This is a genomic window from Mesorhizobium sp. WSM3626 (assembly GCF_000513935.1).
Lineage (GTDB): Bacteria > Pseudomonadota > Alphaproteobacteria > Rhizobiales > Rhizobiaceae > Mesorhizobium > Mesorhizobium salmacidum.
Window position 1 is genome coordinate 1 of the sequence record NZ_AZUY01000094.1, and the last position, 2,876, is coordinate 2,876.

General features: G+C 62.3%; 1 protein-coding gene. It reads right to left on the bottom strand.

The annotated features are described in order from the left end of the window. Nucleotides 1-2,876: VCBS domain-containing protein (locus tag M653_RS0131000; RefSeq protein ID WP_027146770.1), on the bottom strand; the 2,876-nt coding region annotated here is incomplete at both ends.

The following is a 2,876-nucleotide window of genomic DNA, read 5'->3' on the forward strand; positions in this document are numbered from 1 at the left end:
CCGGCGACGTCATTGACCAGCACGCCGGCAACGGCGGCAACGCTGAGCAACGCGCCTTCATTGACATTGCCGCTGTCGACATGGGCGGTGGGTCCATCATCATTGATGGCGATCGACAGCGTCGAACTCGATGCACTGCCATCCTCGTCGGTGACGACAACGCCATAGTTGGCGAAAAGCTGGTCAGCTGCGCCGGTGATCCCCACGCCCGGATGCGCAACATTGTCGGTCAGCGTGAAGCTGTAGGTGACCGTGCCACCGGCGTTTGTTCCGCTGAAGCCCGTGATCGTGAGTGTGCCATAGGCCGGGCCGCCGGTAATGACGACCGGAACCGAACCGGAATTGGCCAGATTGGCGTAGCTGATGGTAGTCGTGCCGACCTGCAGCGATCCCAGACCATCGGGCGAAGTGAAGGCGAATGTGCCGATGGCGGTTTCCGAATGGTCGGAATTGTTGTTTGGATTGCTGTCGAACAATTCTCCCGACCCTGCGGGATTGGATCCGTGTGGCGGCAGTCCCTTCTCGTCGACCGTCGCGTCGCCGCCATCCGCCTGAGGCGTCAGGCCTGAAATGGTGGTGATGTCATCGGCGCCGTTGACGGTGATCGTCAGGGACGCCGGCGAAGTGTCGCCGTCGCCGTCCGTCACGGTGTAGCCGAAGCTTTCGCTCAGGCTCTGGCTCGCCGAAAGACCCTGGACCGCGGCATAGGCAGCCGGATTCTGGGCCTGCGTATAGAGCGCGTAGCTGTAACTGCCGTCGGCGCCAACTGTCAGCTGGCCGTAAATCCCGTTGACGTGATTGGTGACAGCGCCATCCCAGGCGATCGCGCCGAAGCCGTCGCTGCCAAGATGGTCGGCGTGGCCGTCGGTGTTATTGGCGTCGCTGCCGCCGGTGCCGGTAACGACATTGCCGTCAGCCGTCGTCGGTCCGTCCTCGGTCACCGAATCCTGATCATTGACGGCCGCCGGGCCGTCATCCTGGAATTCGACGCTCAGGGCGACATGGGAAACGGCGGTGGTCGAATCGCCGTCGAAATCTGTGATCGTCGCCTTGACGTGCAGATCGGCGGCGACGGTCGCGATGTCGTCGAAGGCAGCCGCACTGCCGCCATCGATGCTGTGCGCGATCGGTTGATACTGGCCGATCCAGACCGCGCCGGTCGGGTCGACATAGACCTTGAATACGTCGACGCCGTTGGCCGACCCCACGAGAACGCCGTCGGCGTTCGTCGAGAGCAGAATTGTCGCGCCACCGATCGTCTTCAGTCCGGAATCGACATTGACGAGCGCATTTCCGTTGGCATCGGTCACCGCGAAGGAGAACGTGGCATTTTCGTCGGCGCCGACCGAGGCGTTGAAGAGCCCGAGCGCGCTTGCCGACGATTTCGCATAGCCGAGCGCGTCAGCCTCCTGGACCAGAGCCGGCGGGGGCAGGGCCGTATCGTTGGCCGGATTGGGGTCGGCGGAATTGTTGACGCCGGCGGATTCGTCATGGCTGACCCGGAAGACCTCGGTCTGTGTCGTGACGGTCGTGATCTTCGCCTCGATGCCGAAGATCTTGAACGGATTCCCCCCGCTCAAGGTGGCATCGGTGCCGCCCGCATTGGAATCGAACGTGAAGTTGTTGTAGTTGCCCACCTTGAGCTGATCGAATGGGGTGCTGCCCACGACTTCCACGGTAGCGCCATCCGGTACCCCGGCGAAGGCGTAGCCGACCTGCACGCCGCTTTCGAAGACGGCGGTGCCGGCTGTGAGCACGCCATTGACCGTCACGGTGAACGGCTCGAACACGCCGCCATCCTTAGCGCCGATGAACAGGACCGCACTCTCGATGCCCTTGGCTTCGGCGACGTCTATGGTGAAGGCGACGGATGACACATCATAGGAACCGCTATCGGTGATGATCGGCGGATTTGGATTGGCGGCCGTGACCACGAGGTTGTTGACGAAATCCATGGTCAGGATTTCAGGTCCGGTCACACCTGGATGGGTCTCGTATCCATCGATGATCTGGCCGTCGCCGACGCCGATCTTGGTGCCGGTGGTGTTGACGGAATTGTCGCCCTCATTGACGTCGACGCCGGACAGCTTGATGTCGTGATTTCCGGCGCCGTCCATGCCGCGAACATCGGTGTTACCGGCCTGCAGCGTGTAGACGATCGTTTCCGTGGTGGTGGTCGTCGTGGTGGCGGCATCCCGCGCGGTGATCTGCGGAACATCGTCGAGCACCTGGACCTTGAACGTGCCGGCCGCCAGTTCGACGGTGTCGCCATCGCCATCCTTGGCAATGATGAAAGACGAAAAGTCGATCCCGCCATTCGTAAGCGTGTTTTCCGTATTGTCACCCACGGCGCCGTTCAGCGTCGGATGGTCGATCTGATCGATCAACGTGAAGATGTATGAGCCGTCGGCGCCGACAGTCAGCGTAAACACCGGTCTGTCCGTGCCCGCCTGGTAGCCGGCTCCGCCGCCGATATCGACATAGCCGGTGAGCGTGGTGCCGTCGGAGACAATCAGGACATCCGCGCCCTTCGAGTCGATGCCGGAGTCGGAAGGAGCAGCTTGCGTGACCAGCCCAAAGGCCGATGTCGGGTTCGGACCGTCCGCACCGAAATCGACGAGAAGATTCAAGGCACCGGCGGCGCCTGTGGCAATGGCCGAGTTGGTCCCGGCTACTTCGCCGGGCTGGGAATTGTCGACATTGCCGACAGACTGGGCATTGTGGAGGCCGTCCTCATCGACATTTGCCGTGAGCTGGGCCGTGCCGATGGCTTTCGGCACGTCGTCGATGATGTTGACGGTGACGGTGCCGGTGGTGGAATTGCCGACGCTGTCGGTGACCGTATAGGTGAAGTTCTCCAGCCCCGAGATGGTCTG